The 24,281-nt window shown below is 36.6% G+C and carries 20 protein-coding genes and 1 pseudogene; 19 read left to right on the top strand and 2 right to left on the bottom strand.

Features of this window, described 5'->3' with window-relative positions; all coding sequences use genetic code 11:
* Positions 1-183 precede the first annotated feature (183 nt).
* From A9996_RS06400 to A9996_RS06315, 19 genes and pseudogenes are all read left to right on the top strand, one after another.
* Positions 184-4,584 carry a CusA/CzcA family heavy metal efflux RND transporter gene (locus A9996_RS06400; protein WP_066432474.1) on the top strand — a complete coding sequence of 1,467 codons (4,401 nt, stop codon included), beginning with the start codon at positions 184-186 and terminating at the stop codon, positions 4,582-4,584.
* Between the two features lie 33 nt (positions 4,585-4,617).
* Positions 4,618-5,817, top strand: a complete 1,200-nt coding sequence (locus A9996_RS06395; RefSeq protein WP_066432393.1) for an efflux RND transporter periplasmic adaptor subunit — start codon at positions 4,618-4,620, stop codon at positions 5,815-5,817.
* 32 nt (positions 5,818-5,849) lie between these two features.
* Entirely contained in the window at positions 5,850-6,065 is a 216-nt protein-coding gene (locus tag A9996_RS06390) for a hypothetical protein (protein ID WP_066432390.1), read from the top strand.
* 53 nt (positions 6,066-6,118) lie between these two features.
* Positions 6,119-6,808 (top strand): HupE/UreJ family protein, encoded by a 690-nt coding sequence (locus tag A9996_RS06385; RefSeq protein ID WP_066432388.1) that lies wholly within the window; start codon positions 6,119-6,121, stop codon positions 6,806-6,808.
* Positions 6,809-6,821: 13 nt separating this feature from the next.
* Positions 6,822-7,454: a hypothetical protein gene (locus A9996_RS06380; RefSeq protein WP_066432386.1), complete on the top strand. Its 633-nt coding sequence runs from the start codon at positions 6,822-6,824 to the stop codon at positions 7,452-7,454.
* Positions 7,455-7,579: 125 nt separating this feature from the next.
* On the top strand, positions 7,580-8,827 hold the full coding sequence (locus A9996_RS06375; protein WP_066432382.1) for an MFS transporter: 1,248 nt from the start codon (positions 7,580-7,582) through the stop codon (positions 8,825-8,827).
* A gap of 35 nt (positions 8,828-8,862) precedes the next feature.
* Entirely contained in the window at positions 8,863-9,111 is a 249-nt protein-coding gene (locus A9996_RS06370; RefSeq protein WP_066432380.1) for a (2Fe-2S) ferredoxin domain-containing protein, read from the top strand.
* Positions 9,112-9,191: 80 nt separating this feature from the next.
* Entirely contained in the window at positions 9,192-10,061 is an 870-nt protein-coding gene (locus A9996_RS06365; RefSeq protein ID WP_066432379.1) for a cation diffusion facilitator family transporter, read from the top strand.
* A gap of 370 nt (positions 10,062-10,431) precedes the next feature.
* Positions 10,432-10,752, top strand: coding sequence for a hypothetical protein (locus tag A9996_RS06360; RefSeq protein WP_066432377.1), 321 nt, complete (start codon positions 10,432-10,434; stop codon positions 10,750-10,752).
* A gap of 4 nt (positions 10,753-10,756) precedes the next feature.
* On the top strand, positions 10,757-11,260 hold the full coding sequence (locus A9996_RS06355; protein WP_066432375.1) for a DUF2231 domain-containing protein: 504 nt from the start codon (positions 10,757-10,759) through the stop codon (positions 11,258-11,260).
* 271 nt (positions 11,261-11,531) lie between these two features.
* A complete protein-coding gene (locus tag A9996_RS06350) occupies positions 11,532-11,924 on the top strand; it encodes a hypothetical protein (RefSeq protein ID WP_245905302.1) in 393 nt (130 codons plus the stop codon).
* Positions 11,925-12,044: 120 nt separating this feature from the next.
* Positions 12,045-16,460, top strand: a complete 4,416-nt coding sequence (locus tag A9996_RS06345) for a CusA/CzcA family heavy metal efflux RND transporter (protein WP_066432373.1) — start codon at positions 12,045-12,047, stop codon at positions 16,458-16,460.
* Between the two features lie 17 nt (positions 16,461-16,477).
* On the top strand, positions 16,478-17,710 hold the full coding sequence (locus A9996_RS06340; protein WP_066432372.1) for an efflux RND transporter periplasmic adaptor subunit: 1,233 nt from the start codon (positions 16,478-16,480) through the stop codon (positions 17,708-17,710).
* Positions 17,711-17,792: 82 nt separating this feature from the next.
* Positions 17,793-18,131, top strand: coding sequence for a P-II family nitrogen regulator (locus A9996_RS06335; RefSeq protein WP_066432370.1), 339 nt, complete (start codon positions 17,793-17,795; stop codon positions 18,129-18,131).
* Positions 18,132-18,134: 3 nt separating this feature from the next.
* Positions 18,135-18,551, top strand: a complete 417-nt coding sequence (locus A9996_RS06330; protein WP_066432368.1) for a Fur family transcriptional regulator — start codon at positions 18,135-18,137, stop codon at positions 18,549-18,551.
* A 53-nt stretch (positions 18,552-18,604) separates the two neighbouring features.
* A pseudogene (locus A9996_RS20945) lies at positions 18,605-18,961 on the top strand (SpoIIAA family protein).
* A gap of 7 nt (positions 18,962-18,968) precedes the next feature.
* Entirely contained in the window at positions 18,969-20,939 is a 1,971-nt protein-coding gene (locus A9996_RS06320; RefSeq protein ID WP_111625881.1) for a heavy metal translocating P-type ATPase, read from the top strand.
* Between the two features lie 27 nt (positions 20,940-20,966).
* Positions 20,967-21,143 (top strand): hypothetical protein, encoded by a 177-nt coding sequence (locus A9996_RS20090; protein WP_169817241.1) that lies wholly within the window; start codon positions 20,967-20,969, stop codon positions 21,141-21,143.
* Between the two features lie 511 nt (positions 21,144-21,654).
* Complete coding sequence (locus A9996_RS06315; RefSeq protein ID WP_066432364.1) at positions 21,655-22,782, top strand: Fic family protein; 1,128 nt, start codon at positions 21,655-21,657, stop codon at positions 22,780-22,782.
* A gap of 196 nt (positions 22,783-22,978) precedes the next feature.
* Here the strand turns inward: A9996_RS06315 and A9996_RS20815 are convergent, their stop codons facing one another.
* Both A9996_RS20815 and A9996_RS20455 read right to left on the bottom strand, forming a co-directional pair.
* Entirely contained in the window at positions 22,979-23,770 is a 792-nt protein-coding gene (locus A9996_RS20815) for a site-specific integrase (RefSeq protein ID WP_282955921.1), read from the bottom strand.
* Positions 23,718-24,188, bottom strand: a complete 471-nt coding sequence (locus A9996_RS20455) for a phage integrase SAM-like domain-containing protein (RefSeq protein WP_066432361.1) — start codon at positions 24,186-24,188, stop codon at positions 23,718-23,720. Before A9996_RS20455 ends, A9996_RS20815 begins: the two co-directional genes overlap by 53 nt.
* Between the last annotated feature and the right edge of the window lie 93 nt (positions 24,189-24,281).

Raw genomic sequence — 24,281 nt, 5'->3', positions numbered from 1 at the left:
TAGATACAATAATAGTATCTACAATTTTATTAAGCCTTGGTAATAGCAAGCTTCGCTATAATTACCATTTTACCATATATATTTTTTAAAAATTAATCACTGGTTTTGTATCATTCAAACTCATTGATAACCTGTATGGTATTTTCAATTTCAGTAATTACGACTAAAAATATTTTAAACAGAATGTTAGACAAAATCATCGCATTTTCGATTAACAATAAACTTGTTATCGGATTATTTACGCTGGCTTTAATTGGGTGGGGAGCTTATTCGCTAACACAGTTACCCATTGATGCAGTGCCAGACATCACAGACAATCAAGTTATGGTTATTACCATATCACCCACTTTAGCGGCACAAGAAGTAGAACAATTAGTTACGTTTCCAGTAGAACAAACAATGGTAAGCATTCCAGGAATTAAGGATATGCGTTCCTTTTCTCGTTTCGGACTTTCCATTGTAACTATTGTTTTTGAGGAAAGTGTCGATTTATATTGGGCAAGACAACAAGTTCAAGAACGCTTGTCAATAGCTTCCAAAGACATTCCTGAAGGCATCGGAAAACCCGAAATGGGACCCGTTACTACAGGCTTGGGTGAAATTTATCAATATGTAATTCATACCGAAAAAGGTTATGAAGATGAATATGATGCCACCGAATTAAGAACTATTCAGGACTGGATTATCAAAAGACAACTATTGGGAACACCTGGTGTTGCAGAAGTAAGTGGTTTTGGTGGTTTGGTCAAACAATATGAAATTGCCATAGACCCAGATAAACTTCAAAGTTTGAATGTTACTATTGAAGATATTTTTAGTGCGCTGGAAAAAAACAATCAAAACACGGGTGGCGCTTATATAGATAAAGGTCCTAATGCCTATTTCATCCGTAGCGAAGGTCTGGTTAACAATCTACAAGAGCTGGAAAAGATAGCTGTTAAATTAAATAATGGGACACCAGTACTTGTAAGGGACGTTGCCAAAGTACAGTTTGGTCACGGTGTACGCTATGGAGCGGCTACGCGAAATGGTGAAGGCGAAGTTGTTACGGGCATTGTAATGATGCTAAAAGGAGCAAACTCTTCCGCGGTAATCAATGATGTAAAAGCTAAAATTGAGCAAATTAAAGAAACTTTGCCCGAAGGCGTAACCATTGAGCCATATCTGGATAGGAAAGGTTTGGTAGACCGTGCAATAGGAACTGTAACCACAAATCTTACGGAAGGTGCTTTAATAGTCATTTTTGTGCTAATCCTATTTCTCGGAAATTTAAGAGGTGGATTGATAGTGGCTTCGGTCATTCCGCTCTCAATGCTTTTTGCAATCGCGATGATGAACCTCTTTGGTGTTTCTGGCAATCTAATGAGTCTGGGCGCCATAGATTTTGGTCTTATTGTAGATGGGGCGGTAATTGTTGTAGAATCTGTAATGTTCGGGATTCATACCAGTAAAAAGAAGTACGCAGGCGTTGCAAAACTATCGTCTGCACAAATGGATATCGAGGTAAGGCACTCTGCCGGAAAAATGATGAATTCCGCTGCCTTTGGACAAATCATAATATTAATCGTTTACGTGCCTATTTTGGCTTTGACCGGCGTTGCAGGAAAAATGTTCCATCCAATGGCTCAAACGGTAATGTTCGCTATTTTGGGAGCATTAATTTTATCACTTACCTACGTTCCAATGATGTCTGCCCTTGCACTGGGTCGCAAGACGGAACATAAACGGAATTTTTCAGATAAAATGATGGATTTCTTTCAGCGTATCTACCAACCTATTTTAGAAGCTGCCCTACACGCAAAACTATTGGTACTTGGATTGGCAGTAGGATTATTTGTAATAACGCTGATAGTTTTTGCAAATATGGGTGGTGAGTTTATTCCCCAATTGGACGAAGGGGATTTTGCGGTTGAAACCCGAGTGCCCGTCGGAAGCTCCATCGACCAGATGATTGATGTTTCTCAAAAGGCGCAGACCATCTTATTAAATGAATATCCAGATGAAGTATTGCAAGTTGTTAATAAAATCGGTTCAGGGGAAATTCCAACAGACCCTATGCCCATTGAAGCTGGCGATATGATGGTTATTTTAAGCCCAAAATCGGAATGGACAAAAGCTGGCGGAAGAGAAGAACTGGCTGCGGTGATGAAAGAATCCCTGTCAATAATACCGAATGCTACTTTTAGTTTTCAACAACCAATACAAATGCGTTTTAATGAACTTTTAACCGGTGCTAAACAAGATGTTGTAATTAAAATTTATGGCGAAGACCTCAATATTCTTTCAGATTTGGCTGGTAATGTGGGGAGCAAAATAAAATCGGTAGAAGGTGTTGAAGATTTGTACGTGGAAGAAGTGACTGGACTACCACAGATTAATATTCAAATGAACCGTGATAAGATTTCTCAATATGGAATGAATATCGAGGATATAAATAATACGATCGAAACTGCCTTTGCTGGCACTTCGGCAGGACTTGTTTATGAAGGAGAGCGCAGATTTGATCTTGTAGTGAGACTGGCCAAAGATTTCCGAACCGATATTACAGATGTTCAGAATCTATATGTTAGCACACCACAAGGCAATCAAATTCCGTTAAGTCAGGTGGCGAGCATTTCATTTGAACCGGGACCTGTACAAATTCAGCGTGACAATGCAAAGCGGCGAATTATTGTCGGTTTCAACGTGCGTGACAGGGATGTACAAAGTATTATTGAGGACATAAAGCAAATTATGAATTCGAAAGTTGATATGCCAGCAGGTTATTATGTAACCTATGGCGGTCAATTTCAGAACTTGCAAGAGGCTAACCAACGATTAATGATTGCTTTGCCCGTAGCTTTGTTGCTTATTTTAGTACTTCTTTATTTCACTTTTGGTTCAATGAAACAAAGTTTGCTCATTTTTACGGCAATCCCTTTATCTGCCATTGGTGGTGTTTTTGCACTAATCATAAGAGACATACCATTTAGTATTTCAGCAGGAATTGGATTTATTGCCTTATTTGGTGTGGCGGTTTTGAATGGAATTGTATTGGTGGCAGAATTCAATAGGCTGGATAAAGAAGGTGTTACAAATATCTATGAACGTGTCATCAAAGGAACTCGTGTGAGATTGAGACCTGTATTAATGACCGCGACTGTGGCTGCTTTAGGTTTTTTACCTATGGCATTGTCAAATTCATCAGGTGCAGAGGTACAACGACCATTGGCTACAGTAGTTATTGGTGGCTTGATTACAGCGACTGCATTAACGCTTATTGTCCTACCAATCTTGTATATCTATTTTACTGAAGGAAAAGTAAAATTCAATTTAGGAAAAAAGAAAATTGTTACCACTTTAATAGTGATTGGTGGTTTATTCTTTCCGGCGATGCAACTTCAAGCACAAGAAACAAATCTGGTGCAGGAGCGTACAATTACTTTGCAGCAGGCTATTGAAATGGCACTTCAGAACAATAACCGTATTAAGATTGCCCAATATGAAATAGAGGTTGAAGAAAAAGGAAAGTACGGTGCTATAACTATTCCGAGAACAGAATTTTCATATCAAAGTGGCGAATTTAATACACCTACGGTAAGGGATAATCAATACGGAGTGACCCAAAGGATAAATTTTCCTACAGTTTATACCAGTCAGTTCAAACTGGCAAAAGCAAGAGTTAGTAGCAGTGAACAGCTAAAGGTTATAGAAGAAAATAACCTGATTGCTGATGTAAAAGCTGCCTATTCCAGATATGTGTTTTTATTGCAGAACAAACAATTGTTGCAACGTCAAGATAGCCTATATGGCAATCTCAACCGTTCAAGTTCTATGCGTTATGAATCTGGAGAATCCACAAAACTGGAAAGTGTAACCTCTGCAACCCAATCGATGCAAATAAAAAACAAGCTTCAACAAAACGAAGCCGATATGAGAATCGCCAAAAAGAAGCTTCAGGTAGTTTTGAACACAAATGATGACATTAGTATTGTAGATAGTGAACTTGTTCGTCGCGAAATAGATTTAGATATTGAAAGTCAGTCTTTAGAGCAAAGTCCGTTTTTCGTTTATTTAAAACAACAGTTGGAAGTTAGGAAACGGGAGACCAATGTAGAGAGGAATAATGTGTTGCCAGATATAATGTTCGGCTATAATACCCAAACATTTAATGGGGCTCAAAATAGCGGTATAGCAAACCAAAATTTTAATGATGATGACCGGTTTTCATTCTTTCAGGTAGGTGTTGCAATACCCATTTTTCCGGGTGGGCATCGTGCCAAAATTGAAGCGGCAAAAATTGAAGAGGATATCGCCCAATCTCGAATTGAGTTGAACCAGACGCAATTGCAAGGGGAACTACAAAATTTGCTACAAGAATATTATAAACTTCAAGGTACTTTAGATTACTATCAAAATGAAGCCTTGCCACAAGCGGAACTTATTATTGATAATTCGGAAAAGAGCTTTAAAAGCGGAGATGTTTCTTATACGCAATATTTACAAAACCTCACTTTGGCGAACAGCATTCAAACGGAGTATTTAAATACACTATATCAATATAACCAGTCTATCATAGTGATTGAAGCCTTATTGGGTCTATAAAAAACTATTGATTTCAAATTAAAATATAAAAAGATGAAAATTCAATTCAATAAAAAAAGTTCGCTGCTCATTTTATCCGCCTTATTTATGGTGGCTTGTGGCAATAAGGATTCCGAAAAAACGGAAGCTTCCGAAGAAAGTTCGATGAAAGAAGAACAACCAGTTGCAACTGGAACCAAACAAATCACTTTTACCAGAGACCAATACAATCTTGCGGGAATTGAAACCGGTGCGATTGAAATGAGAAATTTAAGTAACATCATAAAACTAAATGGAACCGTAGACGTAGAGCCTGAAAGTATGGCATCGGTATCTGCACCTTTAGGAGGGTACTTAAAAACGGCCGGGCGGCTTCCTGGTGAAGAGATTAAAAAAGGGCAAATCTTGGCAACCATTGAGAATCCTGAATTTATCCAAATCCAACAAGGCTATTTGGAAAGTTTAAGCAGACTTCAATTTCTAGAACAAGAATTTAATCGCCAGAAAAAATTGAGAGAGCAAGACATCAATTCAGCAAAAACATTTCAACAGGTCTCTTCTGATTATAAGATTACACAAGGTAGCGTGAAGGCATACGAACAACAACTTGCCCTTGCGGGAATCAGTAGGAGTTCTGTCCAAAATGGCAATATAACCCGAACCGCGAATCTTTATGCGCCAATTTCAGGTTTTATAAAAGAGAGTAATGTAAATATTGGCGATTATGTTTCGCCACAGGATGTGCTTTTTGAAATTGTCGATTTAAACGATATTCATTTGGCATTGAATGCCTTTGAAAAAGATTTGGAAAAGTTGGAGATTGGTCAAACCGTTAAATTTTCGCTTTCCGACGACAATACCTTCAATCGTACTGCCGAGATTTTCCTAATTGGAAAAGCCACAGGAAGTGACCGTATGACGCCAGTTCATTGCCATATAAACAAAGAGAACGAAAAAGGTCTTTTGCCAGGTATGTACGTTAAGGCTTGGGTAGAAAGCGGTACAAATAAGCAAAATGCAATCCCTTCAGAAGCTATCGTTCAATATCAAGGAAAAGATTTCGTAATCCTACAAACAGAAGAAACTGAAGGCGGCTATACATTCAAGTTTGAACAGGTTAAAAAAGGAATCGAACAGGAAGGATACACCGCTATAACTTTTGCTGAAGGTGCTACTATTCAAAATTTTAAACCTGTGGTCAAAAACGCGTATTCCATCTTATCTGCATTACGGAATTCCGAAGAAGAAGAATAATTTAAAATTAATAACTATATAAATCAAACATTATGAAAAAAGTACTTTTTATCGCAACCATTAGCTTAACGTTATTAGCATCTTGTAGAGAAAACAAGAAAGTTGAAAATATGGAGGAGCAAAATACTGAAACTACCTTAAGCCCTGAAGAAATGCGCCAAAGGGAAGATAGCTTGAAAATAGTAAGAGAAGAAAATCGCGTAATGGATAGCATCCAACAGGTCAAATCTCACGGGCACGCCCATTAATAATCAAAGTCCCATTGTACTACAATGTCCAATGGGACTTAAACAAATAAAATATGAAAATCAAAAATATATATGCCTTTCTAATTCTGTTTCTTTGCGGAGCATTTGATTCAATGGCGTATGCGCACGGAGTAGATGAAGACACGCAAACATTCCTTTTAGGAAATAGCGGTGTTGCATTTGGTCCCTTTCTTTATATAGGAGCAAAACATATGATTACCGGTTATGACCATCTACTGTTTTTGGTTGGTGTTATTTTCTTTTTGTATAAACCGAAAGAGGTGCTTTTATATGTTAGCTTTTTTACCATTGGCCATAGTACCACGTTGCTATTAGGTGTTTTGGCCGATATAAATATAAATGCATATTTAATAGATGCTATCATTGCGCTATCTATCGTTTATAAGGGATTCGATAATTTGGGTGGCTTTAAACGTTTCTTTGGTAAACAGCCTAATACGAAAGCAGCAGTTTTAATATTCGGACTGTTCCACGGTTTTGGTCTTGCCAGTAAATTGCAGGAATTCAAATTTGATAAAGACGGCCTTTTTACTAACCTAATTGGTTTCAATATAGGAGTCGAAATAGGACAATTTATTGCTTTAGCAGTTGTGTTAATCCTCATAACTATTTGGAGAAGGCAACCCAGTTTTATGAAATTTTCAACAATTACAAATACAGCACTTATGGCCGCTGGGTTTTTATTGCTCGGCTTCCAATTAACAGGCTATTTTACATCTTAAAAAAAGAATTATTATGTCAGAAATGAAACATCCAATATTGGAAAAAAGTAAAATTATAAAAGCAACCATCATATCATTTATTGTAGGTGGGATATTATTGGTAGTAGCAGTATTGCCAGCAGAATACGGAATGGACCCAACGGGTGCAGGAGAATTGTTTGGATTTAGCAAACTTTATGTTCCAGAAGAAGCAGGGGATACGGGTCTGGGAGCTATGGTGTCAAATTCTTCAACTCAAACAATCAAACTCGAAAAAGCAGGTTCTGGGCCTGATGTAGAAAGACCTGAAGAGGCCGATAATCCACCTCCAACCACACAATTAAGTTCACGTGAAGATGAAACCAAAGTGATTGTTCCTGCTGGAAAAGGAATCGAATTCAAAATAGATATGCTCAAACACGGAAAAATGAAATACGAATGGACTACCTCGAATGGGGAGGTTCTCTATTTCGATTTTCACGGCGAGGTAAAACAGGAAGAAGAGGTAAAGGAAGTTTACTTTGAAAGTTACACCATTGCCAATTCCAATAATATGGTAGGCACTTTTTATGCACCTTATGAAGGGAAGCACGGATGGTTTTTTAGAAATACGAGTGACAAGGACGTAGTAGTAAATTTGAGACTTAAAGGTCAATATGCATTATAACAATATGTCTTGAAATGGAAGGTAAATTTCTACGCCCAATTGAAATTAGCTTCCATTGGGTAGGCACTAATTAGTTCATGATAAGAGTTAACTTATAATTAAAAAAACCTATTTCTTAAAAAAAGATGACACTGTCAAAATTATTAGAACCATTCCAAGCCCTTCGCAACAAATTATTTGCAAAACTATATTTGGCGCAAACCATCAGTTTATTGGGAGATGCTTTTACATGGGTTGGTTTGGCACTTTTGGCATATCAATTTGGAGAAGAAAAAGCTGCCATCATATTGGCGACAGCTCTAACGTTAAGGGTCACGGCATTTATTATTTTTTCGCCTTTTGCAGGGGTTTTGGCAGATAGAGTGTCCCGAAAGAAAATATTGTACATCACACATTTTATAAGAATGGGAATTGTAGGATGCTTACCCTTTGTAACAGAAGAGTGGCAAATTTATGTGCTTGTTTTTCTTATGAATGTATTTAATGCATTTTTTAGTCCAACCTACCGTTCCATAATTCCGCAAATTGTGGAGAAATCATTATACAGACAAGCTATCGGACTATCCGCAGCGACCTATCAATTATTAGGAGTTTTGGGTCCAGGACTCGCAGGTATAATGGCAATTTGGTTAGGTGCGAGGGAAATATTTCTTGTTGATGCCGCAACCTTTGTTATCGCAGGAATTTTATTAGTGAGCCTTCCCAAAAGTGCATTGGATGTAACACAAAAGAAAGATGACGATACCGTTGCACAGTCCACTTGGCAAGATGTTTTGAAAGGCATACGCTTGTTGTTTTCAAATCATTATGTGCGCTTTGCATTACTTATTGAATTGGTGTCTGCGGTTGCAGGCGCAATGATTTTGGTTAATACCATTGTTTTGGTAAAAGGAGGATTACAGCTTACAGATAGAGATTATGGAATCATAATGGCAGCTTTTGCCATAGGTGCCACCATTGCAGCATTCGTTTCTGGAGCAGTTGACAAATCCAAATCAAGACGCATCTCACTAATTTTGGGGGTATTAATTTTAGGAATCGCCATCAGCTTTGCTAATTATCTCAATTTTTCAATGCTATTTTTAGTGTGGATAGTTGCAGGACTCGGACAAAGTCTCGCGGAAATTCCTTCCGAAACCCTTATCGGCGAAACCGTTCCGATTAAAGAACAGGGGAAAGTTTATGGGTCGCATTTTGCATTTTCACACCTATGGTGGGCATTTGCGTATCCACTAGCTGGCTTTTTGGGAACAACATTCCCAGACCAAAGTTTTTTGTATGGAGGTATAATTTCAATAGTATTGCTGATTCTGGTGGTTGGTTTTTTAAGACCAAAAACAAAACAACCAATTAACACCTTATCTGAAAATTAAATCCTGAACTCACAAAAATCATCAACAATAACACTATGGAAGATTCTAAAAATAATAAATCCATCATTTACAGATGTGACGGTGCAAACTGCAGAAAGAAAAAAGGAAAGCTTTTAGATTACTATATAAAAAAATACAAACTAAAAAATAAAATTGACGTTGAACAAATGGATTGCAACAATAAATGTGAACAAGCGCCTGTTCTTCATTTGCATCCAGAGGATATTTGGTTTTCGGAGAAAGATTTAGGAACCATAGTTAAAAAGCATATTTTGAATAAATAGGCATTTCAATTCTTGTAGATTTCATAATTACACTTTAAAATTTAATAATACTACTTTTATGGGTATTACATTAAAATAGAATGAATAACGAACAAACTGCCATACGAACAACATATTTCAGCATCATTGGAAATACTGTTTTAGCCCTTATAAAAGGACTTGCCGGTTTTTTTGGTAATTCTTATGCTTTAATTGCAGACGCTATTGAATCCACAACAGATATTTTCGCTTCATTTTTAGTTTTATTAGGTTTTAAATACGCGAAACGTCCAGCAGATGAAAATCATCCTTACGGACACGGGAAAATTGAACCCTTAATCACGTTTGGCGTAGTTGCTTTTCTTGTTGTTTCTGCTACAATAATTGCATACGAAAGTATTCAAAATATTCAGACACCACATAAAACCCCAAAATCTTGGACTTTGATTGTGTTAGGTCTAATAATAGTTTGGAAAGAAATTTCGTTTCAAATTGTAATTAAAAAAAGCAAACAAACAAATAGTTCTTCACTTAAAGCAGATGCTTGGCATCATAGAAGTGATGCCATAACTTCGGTTATGGCATTTATAGGAATTACTATTGCCATTATATTTGGAAAAGGGTATGAAACTGCTGATGATTGGGCAGCCTTATTTGCTTCTGCTTTTATTCTATACAATAGCTACTTAATTTTAAGACCAGCTTTAGGTGAAGTTATGGACGAGCAGCTTTATGATGACCTGATCATTGAAATTAGAGAAAAATCTTTGGAAGTACAAGGTGTTCTGGGAACCGAGAAATGTTTTATTAGAAAATCTGGCATGAAATTTCATGTGGATTTACACGTCATTGTTAATAGTGAGATTACAGTAAAGGTTGGGCATGATATTTCTCATAACCTAAAGGATCATTTACGAAATAACATACCGAGTTTGGGACACGTATTGATTCATATTGAACCGAATGAATAAAAAAGGTAATTGTAATGGTGATTAAAAATTATATGAATTAAAGAGAAGAAATAAGGTTCTAATTAAATAGAAACAATTATGTCAGAAAAGCGTAGAAACAGACGTATTAAAAATCGAAATATAAATCAATCCGAAAAAAGCACTATTTCTAAACGAAGTAAGATAATTTGGATAGGGATTATAGTTATTTCCGTCTTGCTATTCAGTTCATTACTTTCTCTTCAATTTTTAGAACATTTTATAATAGTAGATTGATAAAAGCGTGTAAATAGCATAAAAAAACATTGAAATAATCGCAGTTGCCAGCAAGTTAAAAACGGTTTAACTCGAAAAGACAAATTATATTTTTTAAATTTGAAGAACCTTAAAAATGAAAAAATTAGTATTAGGACTAGTATTAGGATTTGCATTCTTGCTAAATTCTTGTGGTGAAAATAAAAAAACTGATGTTGTAGATTCAGGAACTTATCAAGGCGTTGCAGAAAAAGTAGAAGCGGGTGAAAAAGAAATTTATGTTAGAACTGCGGATGATAAACTCATTGAATTGTATTTTACAAATGAGACCAAAGTGATGACAAATGATGGACAAGCTTCCACTTTTGATGCATTAAAAGAAAATGGTAAAGTTGAAATAACAGTTGAGAAAAAAGGTAATAAAAATGTGCCTATATCAGTGAAAACTTTAGATTAACTAAATGACTGCTGAAATTCCTTCACTCTGGAGAGAAGAAGTATGGCATCCACTTTCTGTACACTTACCAATAGTCGCACTGCTTTTGGCTTCTGTTGCAGCTATCTTATGTTTAGCTGTTAAAAATAAGGTCTATCATCTGTTTGTAAAACAGATGACTTTTGTAATGTTGATTATTGGCGTGTTTAGTGGTTGGCTTGCTATTTATACAGGCGAATTGGCTTATTCAATAGAAGTTAGAAAAATTTGCGACCCGAAAGTTCTTCAAGAGCATCAATGGTGGTCTTATGCCACTTTGATTGTTTATTCAGTTGCATTGAGCCTTAAAATAATTCCTAAATTTATTACTCTCAAATATTTAAATGTAATTAAACCAATCAACTTCTGCTTATTAATTATTGCACTTTTAGGTTTGCTTTATACAGGGCATTTGGGAGCATCCTTGGTGTACCAGCAAGGTGCGGGAACTTATAAACCGACTGACGATTGCTCGGAATTTGTTAAATAGAGGAATATTTAATGAATTTTGTAAGTTAAAAATTAGTAAGTAAAGTAAATTACTTTGGTATTGATATATGTCTATAGATTTCGAATTGGGATACGAGACCTTATTGGTTGCTCGCTATTAATTACAGTCTGATCTAAAAACCAAAATATTGAAGTTATTGCAGGTTATCTTTTTGAGTTGAATTTTTCAATTAAAGACGAAAGTGTATCTATTTTTAGCTTGAGTTTTGCACAACCATTGCATTCATTAATTTGTATCTTTGTCAAAATTAATGAAAATACTCCTTTCCATATCCATGTCATTTCTATTCCTTTTTCAAGGAATTAGCCAAGATGTGGACCTATGCGAGCCAATTCAGAAAATTTCAAATTTTATTACCCACTATCAAGACCATAAAATTTATGGTGACTCTTTCTTTGACTATGTAGTGGAAGATTACGTTGATAATGATGCAAAAAATGAAGGGCATCATAACAATCAGGATAAGGAGAATATGCCTGTTCATGCTCATCAGCAATGTTGTCATCCTTTAGTATTTATTATAGAAGCCAATTCTATTCTACTCGATCGATTAAAGATTGAAGAGGGAAAACAATTTAATTCTTACACTTTTCAATTAAATTCCAGATATCTGGAATCTCTTTTCCAACCCCCAAGAGCATAATTCAGTTTTTTTAAGGGATAGCTATATCCTAATGTGATGTTTTTTAATTTAAGCATTGCTTTAATTTTAGTTCACGTTTTCGCGTGGATTAATCATTTCAACTGAATTAACACTCTATTTATGATTAATAAAATCATTTCATTTTCCATTAATAACAAATTTATTATTGGGCTATTTATCGTGGCGCTTATTGGCACAGGCATTTATTCTATGGCTACGATAAACTTGGGTTCTGTACCCGATATTACTAACAATCAAGTACAAGTTATAACAACCGCCCCGAATTTGGGAACGGAGGATATTGAACAATTTGTTACCTATCCTGTGGAATTGGCAATGGCCAATTTGCCCGATGTTATTGAGTTGCGTTCCGTTTCCCGTTTTGGTCTTTCCGTGGTTACCATTGTTTTTAAAGACGAAGCCGGAACGTATCTACCGCGTCAGCTTGTGCAAGAGAAACTATCAGAAGTAAGTGAGGAAATTCCCGAAGGATTTGGCAAACCTTTTATGGCACCCATTACTACGGGCTTGGGAGAAATCTACCAATACACCCTGAAAGTAAAAGAAGGTTACGAAGATAAATATGATGCCATGGAACTTCGTACCATCCAAGATTGGATTGTAAAACGACAAATGGCTTTGGTGCCCGGTGTTGTTGAGGTCAATGCGTTGGGAGGATTTGTAAAACAATATGAAGTTGCGATCAATCCAAATAAACTTAAAAGTTTTGGGATTACAATGCATCAAGTTTTTGAAGCCTTGAAAGCCAATAATGCGAATACTGGTGGTGCCTATATCGAGAAAAATCACCAGGCCAATTTTATCCGAGGGGAAGGCTTGGCACGTAGCATTTCCGATATAGAAAACACGGTTGTTACTACGCAAAACGGGAGTCCTGTTTTAATACGTGATGTGGCTGAAAAAGTTGGCTACGGCAGTCAAGTACGTTATGGTGCTTTTACACAAGATGGCCAGGAAGCTGTAGGTGGACAAATATTTATGTTAAAAGGTGAAAGTGCCAGCAATGTGGTTAAAAATGTAGAGAAACGTTTGATTTCTATACAGAAATCGTTACCTGATGGGGTTTACATTGAACCTTTTTTAAAACGAAGTGACCTCATAGAAAGAACGACCAGTACCGTTGCAAAAAATCTAATAGAAGGGGCTTTGATTGTGATTTTCGTATTGGTGCTTCTCTTGGGGAGTGTCCGTGGGGGCTTGATCACAGCTTCGGTTATCCCTTTATGTTTATTGTTTGCCTTTATTTTAATGAAACAATTTGGTGTTTGGGCCAACCTCATGTCCTTGGGTGCAATTGACTTTGGGATTATTGTGGATGGTGCGGTCATCGTCGTGGAAGGAATGGTGTTCCATATCCATCAACGAATGAAAAAAAGCACATCAGTTATTGACCAGACAGAAATGGATGAAATAGCATACAATTCAGCAAGTAAGATGATGAATTCGGCTTTTTTCGGACAATTGATCATTCTCATTGTTTTTACGCCTATACTGTTCTTAACAGGTGTGGAAGGAAAAATGTTTCGCCCAATGGCATTCACTTTTGGATTTGCCGTCTTGGGAGCCATTATTCTTTGTCTTACTTATGTGCCAATGGTTTCCGCTTTAGTCCTAAAACCAGCAAAAAATCAAAATGGTTGGTTTGTCAAACTCGAAAACGGAATTGATAGGTTCAGTGATAAAATTATGCGCGTTTTAAATCGTGCCTACGTACCCTTATTGAATTTTGCACTGCGTTTTAAAGCAGGGGTCATTATTGGGACAGTCGCGCTATTCTTGCTTGCCGCATATATCTTTAGCACTATGGGAGCCGAATTTATACCCAAATTTGATGAGGGTGATATCGCCATGCAGGCATTGATGAAACCCGGAAGCAGTCTTACCCAATCCATCGAAACTTCAAAAAAAATTGAAAATTTAGTTAAACAGTTTCCAGAGGTAAAAACGATGGTATCAAGATTTGGGGTTGCCGAAATTCCCACTGACCCAATGCCAATGGATATAGCCGACTGTTATATAATATTGGAGAAGGATAAAAGCAAATGGACTTCGGCAAGCAGTAAAGAAGAACTCATAGAAAAAATTCAAGAGAAAATTTCAGTCATTCCAGGGGTTAACTTTGTATTCACGCAACCTGTAGAACTTCGTTTTAATGAATTGTTAACCGGCGTGCGGGAAGATGTTGCCATAAAATTATATGGAGAGGATTTGGGAGTTTTGGCTGAGAAGATTGAGGAAATCGCAGCAGTCATCAGAACGGTTCCAGGAGCGGCAGATCTCAATGTGGAAGCTACTAGCGGTTTGCCTCAAATGACGGTGGTATACAATCGGGCAAAAATGGCACAATATGGCGTAACCGTCGATAAATTGAACGATTATGTAAGTGCCGCTTTTGCTGGAGAAAAAGCTGGGGTAATTTTTGAAGGCGAAAAAAGATTCGATCTGGTCATCCGTTTAGACAAAGCATTTAGAACAGACATCAACAGTCTTAAGAATCTTTTTATTGATTTGCCAAACGGTGCACAAGTGCCATTAAAGGAAGTAGCTGATATCAGCTACAAACCTGGCCCTATGCAAATTTCAAGGGACAATACCTACCGTCGCGTTTCGGTTGGGGTAAATGTACGTGGACGCGATGTAAAGACGATGGTGGAAGAAATTCAGCAGAAATTGGAAACCGAAGTTAAATTGCCAGCTGGTTATTACGTCACTTACGGTGGGTCTTTCGAAAATTTAGAACGCGCCACAGACCGATTAATTATAGTGGTACCAATCGTTCTTTTATTAATCCTTATTCTGCTATACTTTGCTTTAAACTCATTTACACAAGCCTTAATGATTTATATCGCAGTGCCTTTGGCCATCATTGGGGGCATTCTCGTTTTATGGCTTCGTGGGATGCCTTTCAGTATTTCAGCGGGAGTCGGGTTTATCGTCCTCTTCGGAGTCGCTGTTCTAAATGGATTAATTCTTATCAATAAATTCAACGAATTAAAAGAAAGTGGCATGACAGATTTAAAAAAACGTATTTACGAAGCGACACATGAACGTTTGCGTCCCATTTTATTGACCGCCATTACAACAATTATGGGCTTTATTCCAATGGCGGTTTCCACTTCTGGAGGTGCCGAAGTCCAACGCCCGTTGGCAACGGTAGTTATTGGAGGAATGCTCACGGCAACATTTTTGACATTGGTGGTTATTCCTATTTTATATTATTGGCTGGAATCACGAAAAGAGCGGAAAAGTAATGGTGGTACTGTAAGCTATATCAATAAAAGCACTACAATAATTACTATAGTATTATTGTTGGGAGGTGTGTTCACATCTGGAAATACTTTTGCACAAGAAGTAAATCGGGAAAAGACAATTTCAAAAACAATTACTTTGGAAGAAGCCATTGCAATGGCAAAGCTGAATTATCCGTCCCTTAAAGAAGGCCAAGCCTTTATAGCGCGTGAAAAAGCACTGAAAGGCACAAGTTTTGACTTGGGAAGTACGCATATTTATACAGGAAAGGAGGAATATGGAAATAACCTTCCAGGGGTTCAAACCACCATTGGTGTTCAGCAAGCGAATATCGATTTGCTTTCGGGTTTTTCAAAATCGAAGTTCCATAAACAACGTGTGGCTCTGGGCGAAAAGTTCTATGCCGTAAATGAGCAAGAATTGGTGCGCAATGTGATGCAAGCCTACGACCAAATAAACTACAACAAGGCACAATTACTTTTTGCGGAACAATTGGACAGTGTGTATGGCAATTTTAAAAACGCTGCACAGTTGCGCTATGATACTGGAGAAACGGGCAAGTTGGAATTTATTTCTGCTTCTTCGGAATACCAACAGGTTCAAGTATTACGGCAACAGGCTTATGATGATATTGAAATTACTAAACGTGCCTTAAAGCAATTTTTGGGAACGGATGGTTCTATTGAAACGGTTTCAGTTCGCTATGAGCCATTGAATTTGAATACGTTGATGGATTCAACTTCTGTAGCAAACAATCCGATTTTGCAATATTCACTGCAAAATGTGGAAGTCAGCAAAGCCAATGTAGGCGTTGAAAAATCGGAGTTTTTACCAAAACTTAACTTTTCATACGGACGGCAAGTGGTAGCAGATGTTTCAGGCTTTAATACCTATCAGGCAGGAATTAGTATTCCCTTGTGGTTTTTTCCGCAGAAATCAAGGGTAAAAGCAGCCAAGGCAGATGTTATGGTCGCAGAAAATCAATATTTGGAACATAAGGCGATTACCGAAAGCCATGTTTCGCAACTGCTCAAATCCCTCGAAAAAACGCAAAAGACATTAACGTATTACGAAGAAGGGGCTTTGCTTTTGGCGGAAGAACAAATAGCCACCGCGCAATTAGCATCAAAGGAAGGCGAAATAGATTATGTAAACTATATCACTATCCTAAATAGTGCCATTAGGATTAAACAAACACATTTACAATATATCAATCAATATAACCAACAGGCCATTGAGGTGCAGTACCAATTGGGCAATTTATAATATAAAAAACTATAGAAATGAAAAATAAAGCAATAGCAGTAACCCTATTTTTGGCCTTGACTTTGGTACTCGCTTCTTGTAATGAGAAAGCGAAGGGAGAAATGGGACACAATGAAACTACTTCCGAATCTACGGAAAACGGCGAAGATTCTCACCACGAAGAAGGCCATAGTGATGAAGAAAGTGTCGTGGAAATTACAGAACAACAGGCCGAAACAATTGGTCTTGAAATGAAACCTTTGGAAAAAAAGAGTTTGGGCAATACCATAAAAGTGACAGGGCAGTTGGAATTGTTTCCGCAAGACCGAGCAAATATCAGTCCTTTTGTGGGCGGCAACGTGCGTTCCATTAAGGTTATTGAAGGTGATAAAGTAAACAAAGGTCAAGTAATGGCATATTTGGAGCATCCAGATATTATAACAATGCAGCAGGAATATCAGGAAAAAAATAACGAGCTCGCGTTCTTGAAACAGGATTTTGAACGTAAACAAATCCTTTTTGACAAAGGCGTTTCCTCTGGTAAAGATTTTCAAATGGCACAATCAAAATTTCGTTCCACCACGTCGTCGGTAAATGGGTTGCGTTCAAAGTTGAAATTATTGGGGATAAACACCGATAAGGTTTTGCAAGGGCAGATTTTTTCTGCAATCGCTATTACAACACCGATAAGTGGGTATGTAGATGAAGTGATGGTGAGCATTGGAGATTACGTGGCACCACAGACCAAAATGTTTACGGTGAGCGATAATTCTGAAATACACGCAGATTTTAAAGTCTATGAAAAGGATATCAGAAAGGTCAAGAAGGGACAGGAAATTTATTTTACGGTGGCCTCAAAACCAGACGAGCTTTTAAAGGCAAAAATCCACGCCGTAGGTAAAACATTTGAAACCGACCCAAAAGCGTTGCACGTACACGCAGACGTTCACAACGAAGATAAAGAGTTGCTTCCCGGAATGTATGTGGAAGGCCGGATAATCCAAGATGAAAAAATGGCATTCGCGGTTCCTGAAGATGCGATAATCAAAGAGAGGGCGCAAGCGTTTATTTTTATTTTAGATGAAAGTGGCGAGAAGGAAGCAAATAGAATGAAATTTAAAATGATACCTGTAACCATTGGGATTTCCGATTTGGGGTATGTGGAAGTCAATCTTCCAAAAGAAATTGCAGCAGACGTAAAAGTGGTTACCAAGGGCGCCTATACGCTATCGTCAGAAATGATGAAAGGCGAATTGGAACACAGCCATTAAGTTCTCTAATCACTGAAAAGAAAATAAAGACCTCACAGGTTTTTAAAGCCTGTGAGGTCTAAATAAACAGAAAATCAGAATTATGAAAGAAATAAAAGCATTTATAAAACCAAACAGGATTCAGAAAGTAATCGATGCCCTTACCGATAATGGTTTCAAGAGTATGACCTTATCACAATCAGAAGGGACAGGAGCTTTTAAGGCGAAAGGTGCAAGACCATCCTTGGATTTTCATATAACAGAAAGTCCCGTAGTAAAATTGGAATTGGTTTGCCAAAATGAAGAAGCCCAAACCGCAATTGATATCATTATAAAAAATGGCAAAACTGAAGAGCCAGGAGACGGAATCATCTACGTTGCCAACATTGAAGATGCGTTTCAGATTAAAACGGGAGAATCCTTAAAAGGCAATACCTTGTGAAAAATGGACAAATTGGAGAAAACTCTTGAATCAAGAACTGTTAGGCCAACTGCTATGCGATTGTTGGTTTTAAAATTCCTGTTGCAAAAGAAAGTTGCAGTAAGCCTCACAAACATCGAGGAATATTTCGACAATTCTGAAAGGACTACTTTATATAGAACCTTAAAGACCTTTGAGGAAAACGGGATTGTCCACCAAATTGACGATGGCACAGGAACAATTAAATATGCTGTTTGTGAAGAAAATTGCAATTGTGAATTAGAACAAGACCTGCATTTACATTTTTACTGTAATAACTGTGATGAAACCGTTTGTTTAACGGAATACAAAATCCCACACATCAATTTACCAGAAGGCTATTTGGCAGAAAATGTAAATTTGGTAATCAAAGGGTTATGTGAAAAGTGTAGCGGACACTAAATGCACTTCCATTGCATCTATAAAATCATTAGATTATTTAAAAATCTAAGGTTATAATACATCTTTTTGAAACACAGAAATACACTCTAATTGCCGTAAAATTGGAAGGCAAAATATCGAAAAGTGATGTTGAAAAAATACATCCACTTACCGACAAAATTACTAAACAAGGAAAAAAGACAGATTTCTATTTTGAGATGCACGATTTTCACGGATACGATCTCAAAGGTTTATGGGCAGAGTTGAAAGTTGATGCTTCGCACCTCTCAGATTATGGGAAAATAGCATAAGTTGGCGAAAAGAAATGGCAGGAATGGGCCGCTAAGGCAACCAATTTCTTCACAGGTTCTGAAGTAAAATATTTTGAGTTAACCGAGAAAGACGAAGCATTAATTTGGTTAAATAAATAAATAGATAATGAAGAAAAAAGAAAACCTTCGGGATTTAGATACCCAAAAACTTAAAGGTGAACATTCCCACGATGATGGGCATTCCCACGGAACAGAGAAAGCCACCTTCAAAACATATTTACCAGCAATTTTCAGCTTTGTAATGCTCATTGCTGGAATTGCGATGGATTACTATGAGGTTCCATTTTTTAAAGATTGGGTTCGCATCGTTTGGTATGGGATTGCTTATATTCCTGTTGGATTACCAGTTGTAAAAGAGGGATTGCAAAGCATTATGAAAGGCGAGTTCTTTACTGAATTTCTTTTGATGTCCATAGCCACAATAGGTGCGTTTGCCATTGGTCAATATCCTGAAGGTGTTGCAGTAATGCTGTTTTATGCCGTTGGAGAACTGTTTCAAAACGCAGCCGTTAACAGGGCAAAATCAAACATCAAAGCGTTGTTGGATGTAAGGCCGAATGAGGCGTTGGTATATCGCGACAATGATTACATTTCAGTGAATCCAGAAACCGTCAACATTGGCGAGAAAGTGCAAGTCCGCGTGGGAGAAAAAATACCTTTAGATGGTATTTTACTTTCTGAAAAAGGCTCTTTCAATACAGCTGCCTTAACGGGTGAAAGCAAACCAGATACTATTGCAAAAGGTGAAAAAGTATTTGCGGGAAGCATCAATATGGATGGCGTTGTCGAAATCGAAACTACCAAAGAATTCAAGGACAGCTCTATTGCCAGAATTCTTGATATGGTGCAGAACGCCACCGCGAGGAAATCAAAAACCGAATTGTTTATCAGGAAATTTGCGAGGGTTTACACCCCAATTGTCGTATTCCTTGCAATTGCGTTGACATTTTTACCATACTTTTTTGTAGATGACTATATATTTCAGGAATGGTTGTACCGAGCCTTGATTTTCTTGGTTATTTCCTGTCCGTGTGCTTTAGTTATCTCCATTCCGTTAGGTTATTTCGGCGGATTGGGAGCCGCTTCAAAAAATGGAATCCTCTTTAAAGGTGCTTCATTTTTAGATGAAATGACCAAAGTGACTACTGTCGTAATGGATAAAACCGGAACCGTCACTAAAGGTGTTTTTAAAATTAAATCTATTGTTATAAGCGATAAAGAAAATAGGTCCTTGAGCGAAGCCGAAATGATGAAATACTTAATGGCGATGGAAGAACAATCTACCCATCCTATTGCCAAGGCGATTATGGCATATAAAGCCGATGGTGAAGATTTTTCGGCGACCAATGTATCTGAAATTGCAGGAAAGGGATTGAAAGGCACCGTCAATGGTAAAACCGTTTTAGTTGGAAATAAACCTTTGATGACTTCAAACAACATGGAAGTGCCATCTGAAACTGATACTATTGTGGAATCTATTGTAATGGTTGCCATAGAAGGTAAATTCGCTGGTTATGTAATCATTGCAGATGAATTAAAGGATGATGCTCACGAGGCGATAAAACAAATACGTGAATCTGGCATTAAAACAATCATAATGCTTTCTGGTGATAAAGATTCTATTACGCAACAAGTCGCAAAAGAAATGGGCGTCGATTGGGCTAAAGGTGGTTTGTTGCCAGAAGATAAATTGGCCGAAGTTGAAAAATTGATGTCCGAAACCGATAATAAAGTAGCTTTTATTGGCGATGGTATCAACGATGCTCCAGTGTTGGCAGCAAGTGATGTCGGTATAGCAATGGGTGGTTTAGGTAGTGATGTGGCCATTGAAACCGCTGACGTTATTATACAAACCGATCAACCGAGCAAGATTGCAAAAGCAATAAAAATAGGACGTTCCACACGTAGAATAATTTGGCAAAATATTGGATTGGCATTTGGTGTGAAAGCGGTGGTTTTGGTCTTGGGTGCAGGTGGTCTTGCCACAATGTGGGAAGCAGTCTTTGCTGATGTTGGCGTAGCTTTGTTGGCTATTTTGAATGCGGTTCGGTTGCAGAAGATGGATTGGAAGAACTAGACAGATTTATAACTAAAAAACCATAATATGCCAGAAAATAGACGGGAAAGACGTCAGAAGGAAAAAAAGAAAGAGCAAACTGAAAAAACGGCCATTACTAAAAGGGATAAAATACTATGGATTAGTATTCTAGTGGTTGTTATTCTTTTGATTTGCTTTACGTTGTTTTTTAAGTTTTTAGAATATTTCGTGACTATTGATTGATAGATTATTGTTTAAATCTTTAAGGAATAGTGAATTGGATTCATTTTACCTAACTATTAAATCTTAGCTATATATTTATAGTGCTGCTTTGTGATTTGAGTGTTGTTTGTATTAATCAAGAGTGGGAAATAAGCAACTATAAATTTTTTGAATGGATCGCTTTAATCTTTATTCCTTCGGTTCAATATGAATGAGTACATGTGCTAAATCCAGTATTGTGATTTTGTCATTTTATTATTGAGTTTTAAAAAGAATAATCTATTTTACCATTCGGCATATAGACAAAAGAATACATTTTTAAAAAAGGCTATTAACCTTTCTGTCGCCCGACTGTTTGACTCCGTTTGGCAGGACGGGCAGAAAAAAAGAAATCAAAAAAATCTTGGAGTTTTGCAATAGACCGAACACTATTGCAAAAAAATACAAAAAATTACAATAACACGTGCTCTATTGTAAATTTTATCTTTAATTTGCAATAAGAAAAGTTTTAAACTAAAATTCTTGAAAAAAAATGCAAGACTTTAAAGCCGGAAAATATATAAATCAAGGTTATTATAAAAGTTTCCAACCAGAAGAAATAAATAAGCAATGGTTATTAACTGATATGGAATTGATAGCGTTGCTTTCAAAGGCAGATAGACAAGTGGGACGGCTAGATATGTATAGTGAACATATACCTGATATTGAGTTGTTTATTAGTATGCATGTACTTAAAGAAGCTACACAAAGTAGTAAAATTGAGGGTACGCAAACAAATATGGAAGAGGCGTTATTAAACAAAGAAGATGTTAGTAATGAAAAAAGAGATGACTGGGAAGAAGTTCAAAACTATATAACAGCCTTGCAAAAGGCTATTGGTATGTTAGAGCAAATACCATTTTCAAGTCGTTTGATTAAGGAAACGCATAAAATGCTATTGCAAGGCGTGCGAGGTGAATATAAAATGCCAGGTCAATTCCGTACAAGTCAAAATTGGATCGGAGGCGCATCTATCAACGATGCCGTTTTTATACCGCCTGTGCATAACAGTATAGGAGATTTGATGAGTGATTTAGAAAAATTTACCCATAACGAAGAACTTTTTTTTCCAGATTTACTCAAGATTGGAATTATCCATTATCAGTTTGAAACCATTCATCCCTTTTTGGATGGTAATGGCAGAGTTGGGAGATTATTAATAACCTTATATTTAGTAAATAAAGGGATTTTAAAAAAACCCATATTATACCTTTCAGATTTTTTTGAACGCAATAAAACCTTGTATTACGATAATTTAATGCGTGTTAGAACTCATGACAATTTAAAGCAATGGCTTAAGTTTTTTCTAGTGGGCATTATAGAGACGGCTAAAAAGGGAGTGGACACATTTGACGAAGTTTTAAAATTGAAGCAAAATTCAGAACTTAAAATTCAAACTTTAGGGTCTAGAGCAAATAATGCTCAAAAAATATTGCACTATTTATTAAAACATCCAATGATAGAGGTTAACAAAGTCATCGAAATTACAGAGGTTTCGCAACGTACTGCCTATAGTTTAATAGCTGATTTAGAAAATTTAGAAATATTAAAAGAAGTTACTGGTGCAAAACGCGGAAAAATTTACGTGTTTAAAGACTATTTGAATCTTTATACCTCTTAATAAAAAATCTGTTTAGATGGAAGTTTAGCTAAACCAAATCGGTTTTAGACATTCATCCTTTGGAAACCAAGTGACATCAAGTGATTGGGAAAATAAAATTTAAATAATTTAGTTAAACTTTAGACACTTATCTCCTGTATAGAACATTACCTAACAACAAATAAGAAAATGCAAAAGTACCATGCATACAGTAATGTTAAACCAATATTTCAATCGCATCATCCAAAACGGAATTGTCAAATTCTTTGAGATAAGCTTGCGTTACAGCAAGATTTTGATGTCCCATAGATTCGCTAATTATATCCGTAGCAACTCCTTTTTGTTTTAAGCAGTTTGCAAAACTATGTCGGGCGACATAACTGGTTAGGTTTTTATCAATACCACATATAACTGCAATTTCTTTTAATTCTTTATTATAGCGTATAAGCGTTTTATGTTTTCTGTTTTCTAATTGTGGTGGCGTCATATTGTTATTTAATAGAATAGGAAACACATATTTTGTATCAATGGCAAACTCCTTATAATGATTCAATATCTCCTGAACAGGGAGTACAATTTTAATTTTAAAATTACCCTTCGTTTTGGATCTCTTATAATAAATTTTGTCCTGGTCAGTATCTTTCCACTCAAGTTTCATCATATCCGCAAAATTCATACCTCTAGTGTAAAAACTAAAGATGAAATAGTGTCGTGTATTCACCAACCATGGATATTTTTTCAAGTCCAGATTTCTAATTTTGAGCACTTCCTCTAATGTTAATGCCTTTTTGAGACTTCTACCTTTTAGTTTTGAGACCTTATAGATTTTAAAGGGATATTCCAGTTCTTTGGCTATTTTTCTTTCAATGGCAAAGTTGTATAATGCTCTAATGGTCCTCATCCGCACACCTATACCACCGTCGCTTCCCCCTCGAGACCTTAAAAAAGCTTCATACTTATAATAAAAAAGATGGGGTAATTTCTTTAAAGTTAAGTTGGGTGCTTTTATTAAATTTTTTTAAGGAATTATAACAGCCTTTATTAGCTCTGGCATTTCCTGTTCTCCCTGCAAAAATAAATTCTTCCATAATCTCATTCCAGAAGTAGAAAACGTTTTGTTGTACCGGATTGTGGATTATTCTAAAACGATTTTCAAAATCCTTTAGCGTGAAATCACTTTTCTCCATTTCCAAATCCGAAAGGATTTTCAAAGCCCTATCCTTGAATTTAAGTAGTAATCTGTTATTTTGGATATTATTGGAATTCTTGCCAGTGAAGTTACCCTTTGCTTGATTCCACTCCATCGGGAATGCTCTAAATATTGTTTGAAAATATTTCGATTTTCTATCTTTACACACCCTCAAAGAGATGGGGTAACTTCCTTCAGCTAGTTTTCTTTTTCTTAATACGGTTTTTACGGTTGCCATAGGTTTTGAATAAATTAGTACAACATTTATGCATTATATCTTCACAATCTCAACAATGATGTTACTTTAGATAGCCTAAAATCAGTACAACAT

Origin of the sequence: Gelidibacter algens (genome assembly GCF_001678675.1) — a bacterium.
GTDB classification, from domain to species: domain Bacteria; phylum Bacteroidota; class Bacteroidia; order Flavobacteriales; family Flavobacteriaceae; genus Gelidibacter; species Gelidibacter algens.
Note: the sequence above shows the minus strand (reverse complement) of the source record. Positions and strands in the feature narration are given on the sequence as shown.